The 7334-nt window shown below is 68.2% G+C and carries 6 protein-coding genes; all 6 read right to left on the bottom strand.

Annotated features, from left to right (window positions below):
- Nucleotides 1–241: 241 nt before the first annotated feature.
- The 6 genes from DMC18_RS06615 to uppS are packed head-to-tail and all read right to left on the bottom strand — an operon-like array spanning nt 242 to nt 7305.
- Entirely contained in the window at nt 242–913 is a 672-nt protein-coding gene (locus DMC18_RS06615) for an OmpH family outer membrane protein (RefSeq protein WP_110117793.1), read from the bottom strand.
- Between the two features lie 22 nt (nt 914–935).
- Nucleotides 936–3296: an outer membrane protein assembly factor BamA gene (gene bamA, locus DMC18_RS06610; protein WP_110117794.1), complete on the bottom strand. Its 2361-nt coding sequence runs from the start codon at nt 3294–3296 to the stop codon at nt 936–938.
- Between the two features lie 17 nt (nt 3297–3313).
- Nucleotides 3314–4510 carry an RIP metalloprotease gene (locus DMC18_RS06605; protein WP_110117792.1) on the bottom strand — a complete coding sequence of 399 codons (1197 nt, stop codon included), beginning with the start codon at nt 4508–4510 and terminating at the stop codon, nt 3314–3316.
- Between the two features lie 32 nt (nt 4511–4542).
- On the bottom strand, nt 4543–5736 hold the full coding sequence (gene dxr / locus DMC18_RS06600; RefSeq protein WP_110117791.1) for a 1-deoxy-D-xylulose-5-phosphate reductoisomerase: 1194 nt from the start codon (nt 5734–5736) through the stop codon (nt 4543–4545).
- Entirely contained in the window at nt 5724–6569 is an 846-nt protein-coding gene (locus tag DMC18_RS06595; RefSeq protein WP_199228289.1) for a phosphatidate cytidylyltransferase, read from the bottom strand. The genes dxr and DMC18_RS06595 overlap by 13 nt, the downstream gene beginning before the upstream one ends.
- Nucleotides 6529–7305, bottom strand: a complete 777-nt coding sequence (gene uppS, locus DMC18_RS06590) for a polyprenyl diphosphate synthase (protein ID WP_110117789.1) — start codon at nt 7303–7305, stop codon at nt 6529–6531. The genes DMC18_RS06595 and uppS overlap by 41 nt, the downstream gene beginning before the upstream one ends.
- Nucleotides 7306–7334: the final 29 nt, after the last annotated feature.

The following is a 7334-nucleotide window of genomic DNA, read 5'->3' as shown; positions in this document are numbered from 1 at the left end:
TCAGGCGCTCGCCCAGGGTCGGATCGGCAAGCTCCGCGCCGCCGGCCAGGGCCAGATCGGACACGGAAACCGGACCCAGGGTCTCGAAAAAGCGGGGGTCCGGCATGGAAACCTCTCGACGACGGCCGTCCCGGGAATCGCCCGATACGGACGAAGTGTAGGCGGCCGAAAGCCGTCCCGAGTCAATGCCGTAACGGAAGGCGCCCGCCCGGCGAGAAGCCGGGCGGGGCCCTCTTAGTCCTTAGTTCCGCTGCAGTTCGGCGGCCAGCTGGGCGGCCTGCTGCGGGGTCAGCTTGGTGCGTTCCAGGGCCTGGAACGACGTGGCCTTGCCACGGGCGTCCAGCAGGCTGACGACCTGCGGGGTGATGTCCATGGCCGGGTTGAAGATGGCCACGGCGTTGCGCTCGACCAGCAGGCCGCAGGCCTTTTGCTGATAGGCGGCGATCACGGCCGGCTGCAATTCCACTTGGTACTGCTGCTGGGCGGTGTTGGCCGTGGCGACCAGTTCCATCTGGGTGTGGGCGGCGTCGCGCTGCAGGGCGCTCTGCTCCAGTTCCAGGTCCGACTTCTGCTTTTCGCGAGCGGTGATGTCGGCGGCCGGGGTCTTGGCCGCGGCGTTGAAGGCGTCGATCTTGGTCTGCAGGGCCTTTTCACGGGCGGCCAGCGGCGACTCGGCCGTGGTCTGCAGGGCCTTCAGGCGGGCGTCGAGCGCCTTGCCGGTGGCCGAGGTGCCGCGAACGGCGCCGGCCGAGAACACGCACAGGCTAGGGATCGCCGCGCCGTGGGTGATCGGCGGAGCGGCCGGGGCGGCCGGAGCCTTGGCGAGCGGAGCGGCGGCTTGAGCGAAAGCGCCGGAAGCCACGGCGAGCGCGGCCAGGCCCGAAGCGGCCGCGGCGAAGAACTTGGAGGACATGCTGTCAGGAGCCTTGTGGAGATTAGAAACGGGTTGAAGTGGAGAAGCGGAAGGTTTCCGTCCGGTCGTAGTCTTCCTTCTTCAGGATCTGGCTGATGTCGAACCGGATGGGACCCATGGGCGACTTCCAGTCGATGCTGATGCCGGCGGAAGCCCGCAGACCGAGGTTGTCCCGGATGTTTTCGTCGAAGACTCCGGTCGAACTTTGGCGATCGACGTCATCCAGCTGACCGGCGGTGCCGAAGTCGGTGAACAGGGCGGCCTTGATGCCGTACTGCTCGGGCAGGAAGGTCGGGATGCTCAGCTCCAGCGAACCGATGGCGTACAGCTTGGCGCCCAGGGCGCTGCTGTCGGTCGAGGTGTCGCGCGGGCCGATACCGGCGGTCTCGAAGCCGCGGAAGCTGGAACCGCCCTTGTAGAAGCGGTCGTTGATGCGGACGCTGTCGCCGCCCCAGCCCTCGATGTAGCCGGCCGAACCGGTGGCCTGCAGGACGAAGTCCTTGTTGAAGCCCCAGTACCAGCCGCCGTCCACCTCGGTCTTGAGGTAGTTCACATCGCCGCCGAAGCCGGCCAGGTCCTGGTTCAGGTCGGCGAAGAAGCCGCGGGTCGGACGCAGCGGATCGTTCCGCTTGTCCAGACGCAGGCCGTAGCCGACCAGCGAGGTCATGTAGGCGCCGCGCTGCAGGCAGAGGATCGCCGAAACGGTGCCGGCGGTGCAGTAGCTGTCGGCCACGTCCACCTCGTCCTGGCGCAGGGTGTAGCGCAGGCTCATCGAGGTGTTCTGGGTCAGGCCGAAGCCCAGGGTGAAGCCGCCGCCGATCGACTTGGTGTCGTAGGCCGCGTAGTCGCTGAGGTCGTAGCGGTACGAATAGAGGTTCACGCCGGCGGCCAGGTTGCGGCCCAGGAAGCGCGGCTCGGTGAAGGCGAAGTCGACCTGCTGACGCAGCGAGCCGACCGAGACGCGGGCGCGCAGGTTCTGGCCGCGACCGCGGAAGTTCCGCTCGGTGACGCCGACGTCGAGCACCAGCTGGTCGACCGAGCTGTAGCCGGCGCTGAACGACAATTCGCCCGTCGGCTGCTCCTCGACCTTCACGCGCAGGGCGGTGCGGTCGGGGGCGCTGCTCGGCACTTCCTCGATGTTGACGTCCTTGAAGAAGCCCAGGCGGCGCATGTTGTTGCGCGACCGATCGACCAGCACGCGGTTGTAGGCGTCGCCTTCGGCGACTTCCATCTCGCGGCGCAAGACGTAGTCGAGGGTGCGGGTGTTGCCGACGATGTCGATGCGGTCGACGTAGACGCGCGGGCCTTCACGCACCTGGAACACCACGTCGACCGTCTGGGTCTCGCGGTTGGGCACGTAGCGCGGACGCACGTCCACGAAGGCGAAGCCGGCCGCGCCCGCCGCGAAGGTCAGGGCGTCGGTGGCCTGCTCGATGCGCTCGTCCTCGTAGATCTGGCCGGTCTTGATCGGCAGGATCTGGGCCAGCAGGTTGCCGTCGAGCTTCTTCAGCTCGGTTTCGACGGTGACCTTGCCGAACTTGTACTTGGGGCCTTCGTCGATCGTGTAGGTGACCGCGAAGCCGTTCTTGTCGGTCGCCAGCTCGGCCGTCGAGGCCACGACGCGGAAGTCGAAGAAGCCGCGGTTGCGATAGTACTTACGCAGCTGTTCGCGGTCGTACTCGATACGGTCCGGGTCGTAGTTGTCGTTGCTGGTCAGGAACTTGTACCAGTGCGACTCCTTGGTGACGATGACGTCGGCCAGCTCGTTGTCCGAGAATTCCTTGTTGCCGAGGAAGTTGACGCCGAGGACGCCGCTCTTGGGGCCTTCGTTGATCTCGAACACCAGGTCGACGCGCTTCTGCGGCAGCTCCACGACCTTCGGGGTCACGGTGGCCGAGATGCGGCCCGAGCGGCGGTAGAGTTCGATGATGCGCTGGACGTCGGCCTGAACCTTGGCGCGGGTGAAGATGCCGCGCGGACGGATCTGGACCTCGTCCTTCAGCTTGTCTTCCTTGAGCGCCGAGTTCCCTTCGAAGACCACCTGGTTGATGATCGGGTTCTCGACGACCTTGACCACCAGGTCGCCGCCGACCAGCTCGATCGAGACGTCGGCGAACAGGTCGGTGCGCGCCAGGGTCTTCAGCGCCAGGTCGAGGCGGGCCGGATCGACGGTCTCGCCGGCCTGGATCGGCAGGTACGACAGCACGGTGCCCGCTTCGATCCGCTCGTTGCCCTGCACGACGATGCGCTGCACCACGCCCGAGGTCTGGGCCTGGGCGAACGCCGCCTGCGGCGCGATCAGGGCGGTGGAGCCGAAGAGGAGCGCAACGCCGGTGGCGAACGCGGCGCTGTGTGCGCGAATTTTGCTCATGGGACCAATCATGGACGGGCGGGCGGCGTTCACGTGAACAGGCCGCCGATGAATTTGAACACGTCGAAGCGGTTGAGGTCGTTCCAGGCCGCGAACAGCATGAAACCAAGGATCAAGGCAAGGCCCGCCCGGAACCCGGCGGCCTGGAAGTCGGCGCGCAGAGGACGCCGGAAGACGGCCTCGTAGGCGTAGAGCAGCAGGTGGCCGCCATCGAGCACGGGGATCGGCAGCAGGTTCATGAAACCGATGCTGACCGACAGGCTGGCGATGAACAGCAACTGGTTGAACAGCAGCCGCAGCATCACCGTGCCGACGTCAGGCGCGCCTTCGACGCTGGCCTTGGTCACCGCGCCGGCCGAGTGGCCGATGCCGATGATGCCGCTGATCTGGTCGGCCGGCAGCTGACCGGTCAGCAGGCGGCCCAGATAGAAGGCGATGGTCTTGAGCATGTCCCAGACCTGGCCGACGGCGTCGGGGATGGCGCTGAGCAGGCTGGACTTCTGCAGGTAGGGCCGGCTGCGGCTTTCGAGACCCAGCTGGCCGACCTTCACGCGGCCGCTGAACTGGTCCTTCTGCTCGACCAGGCGCGGCGTGGCGGTCAGAGAGACGGTCTGGCCGGCGCGCTCGACGCCGAAGACGATCGGCAGCTTGGCGCGCAGGGTCACGTAGCGCTGGACCTGCTGGAAGTCCTTTACCTTGCGGCCGTCGATGCGGACGATGGTGTCACCGGGACGGAAGCCCGCCTCGGCGGCGGCGCTGCCCGGCGTCACGGCCGAGATGGTGGCGGGCGACTTCAGGTCGCCGATGACCAGCAGCACCACGGCGAAGATCAGCGTCGCCAGCACGAAGTTGGCGAAGGGACCGGCGGCGGCGATGACCGCCCGCTGCCAGATCGGCTTGAAATGGAAGTACTTGCCGACGGCCGCCGCGCCTTCGCGCTGGGCGATCTCGGCCTTCATGGCGTCGAGGTCGTTCTGGTCGGGCACGCTGGCGGCGTTCTCGTCGCCGGCGAAGCGCACGTAGCCGCCCAGCGGGATCGAGGCGATCCGCCACTCCACGCCGTGCTTGTCGCGCCAGGAGAACAGGGCCGAGCCGAAGCCGATCGAAAAACGATCGATCGCGACGCCGCACGCGCGCGCCGCCCAGAAGTGTCCGAGCTCGTGCACCGTCACCACGACGGACAGCACGATGATCATCGACACGATCGAGATCAGAAGACTGATCATCGGCTTGGAATCAGAGCTCCCCGGTCACTTCACTAAAGGCGCTTGTGAGCGACAACCTCGGCCGCAATACGGCGGGCCGAGCCGTCGATCATCATGGCTGTGTCAAGAACGTCACCCGCCGTTACGGCGAGGTCCCCTACCCCATTCATGCGTTCAAGCGTCCCCTCAACCGAGGCGGCAATATCGAGAAAGCCGATCTGCCGGTCAAGGAAAGCCGCGACGGCGACCTCATTGGCCGCGTTCATCGCCGTCGGCGCGCCGCCGCCGAGGCGCAAAGCTTCCCGCGCGACGCCCAAAAGCGGGAACCGCTCGAGGTCCGGATCCTCGAAGGTCAGCTGGCCATAGGCGCCCAGATCCAGGGGCTTGGCCGGCCAGGCCAGGCGCTCGGGCCAGGAATAGGCGTAGGAGATCGGGCTGCGCATGTCCGGAGGCCCCAGCTGCGCCAGGGTCGAGCCGTCGGTGTACTCCACCAGGCTGTGGATCACGGATTGTGGGTGGATCACGACGCCGATGCGCTCTTCCGGCGTGTCGAAGAGGTAGGAGGCTTCGATCATCTCCAGCCCCTTGTTCATCATCGAGGCGGAATCGACCGAAATCTTGGCGCCCATCGACCAGTTGGGATGGGCCACGGCCTGCTCGGGCGTGGCGGCGGCCATCTGCTCGCGGGTCCAGGTGCGGAAGGGGCCGCCCGAGGCGGTGAGTATCAGGCGCGCGACGCGGTCCAGGCAGGTCGGCTGCAGCACCTGGAAGATGGCCGAATGCTCGGAATCGACCGGGATCACCGTGCCGCCGGCCTCGCGCGCGATGCGCAGCAGTTCGGGGCCGGCGCAGACCAGGCTTTCCTTGTTGGCCAGGGCCACGACCGCGCCGGTGCGGGCGGCCGCCAGGGTGGGCGCGAGACCCGCCGCGCCGACGATGGCCGACATCACCCAGTCGGCGCCCATGGCGGCGGCCTGCTCGACGGCGGCGGGACCGGCTGCGGCCTCGACGCCCGAACCGGCCAGGCGTTCGCGAAGCTCGCCCAGCAGGCGCTCGTCCTCGATCACCGCCAGCTTGGGCCGCCAGTGCAGGGCCTGCTGCGCCAGGCGCTCGACATTGCGGCCGGCGGCCAGGGCCAGGATCTCGACCGGAACCTTGGACTGTTCGAAGAGATCGAGGGTGGAGACGCCGATCGACCCCGTCGATCCCAGAACCACAACCTTACGGGACGCGGTCAATGAGCCCATCCCCAGTGGTCGATCAGGCGCACGGCGGCCACCACGATGGCCGCGAACATCAGGCCGTCGACGCGATCCAGCAGGCCGCCGTGGCCGGGGATCAGGTCGCCGCTGTCCTTCACGCCGAAGCGGCGCTTGAGCATCGATTCCCAGAGGTCGCCGGCCATGGTGGCCAGACCGCCGAGCAGACCGATCAGCGCCGCCGCCGGCCAGATCAGGCGCAGGTCGGCCAGCTCCGACACCGCCACGGCGCCGAGCGTGGCCGCCACGAGGCCGCCGACAAAGCCCGACCAGGTCTTGTTGGGCGAGATGCGGGGCCACAGCTTGGGGCCCTTCAGCACGCTGCCGGTCGCATAGGCGAAGATGTCGGCGAACCAGGTGACGACGAACAGCAGCAGCGTCCACCACAGGCCGTCCGACAGCGAGCGCACCCAGACCATCGCGATGACGGCGGGGGCGATGTAGATGACGCCATAGGCCGCGTCGGCCCGGCGCTCGACCGCGCCGCGGGCGATCAGGCCGGCCAGGAAGGCTCCGGCCAGCACGACGGCCCAGGCGACGAAGAAGTGGGCCAGGAAGGCGGCGATCACCGCCACGGCGCAGAAGACGGCGACGACGGCGCCGACCGCGTTGGGGGCCTTGGGGGCGCTGATCTTGCCCCATTCGCGGGCCAGCAGGCCCACGCACACCAGGGCCAGGGCCAGGAACCAGTAGCTCCCCAGCCAGACGGCGGCCACGACCGTGGGAACGAGCACGGTGGCCGAAGCCACGCGCGTCCAGAGATTGCCCCAGTTGAAGCGCTTAGCCGGCGACGGCGACGTCATCGGCCGCAATGCCTCCATAGCGCCGGTCACGGCTACGATATTCCGCGACGGCGGCGGCCAGGTGCTCGGGGCCGTAGTCGGGCCAGAGAACGTCCTGGAAGATCAGCTCGGCGTAGGCGCATTCCCACAGCAGGAAGTTGGAGATGCGGTGCTCGCCGCTGGTGCGGACGATCAGGTCCGGCGCGGGCGCGGCCGAGGTCGACAGGAAGCCGCCGAACATCTGCTCGTTGAGATCGGCCGCCCTCGCCTCGCCCCGCTCGACCTGCTCGGCGAAGCGGCGCGCGGCGTCGGTGATGTCGGCCTGGCCGCCATAGTTGAAGGCCACCTGCAGCAGGAAGCGGTCGTTGCTGGCCGTGCGGCGCTCGGCGCGCTCGATCACCTCGAGCACGTCGGGCGACAGGCCGGTGCGCCGGCCGACGATCCGCACACGGACGCCTTCGCGGCTCAGACGTTCCAGGTCCGATTCGACATAGGCCTTGAGCAGGCCCATCAGCTCGGAGACTTCCTGGGCCGGGCGGCGCCAGTTCTCGGTCGAGAAGCCGAACACGGTCAGCACGGCGACGCCGGCCGAGGGCGCGCCCTCGACCGTGCGCTTCAGCGCATTGACGCCGGCCCGATGGCCCAGCGCGCGCGGCATGCCGCGACGCTTAGCCCACCGGCCGTTGCCGTCCATGATGATGGCCGCATGCAGACCCGCGCCGGCCTCGCCCCCGGGGCGCGCGGTCTTGGTCTGCAGGCCGGTCTTCGGCGACATGCGCTCTTAGCCTTCCCTTCTCGTCCCCC

The sequence above is a fragment of the Caulobacter sp. D5 genome (genome assembly GCF_003185805.1).
Taxonomy (GTDB): Bacteria; Pseudomonadota; Alphaproteobacteria; order Caulobacterales; family Caulobacteraceae; genus Caulobacter.
The sequence above is the reverse complement of the archived record's forward strand: the minus strand, read 5'-3'. Positions and strand labels throughout refer to the sequence as shown.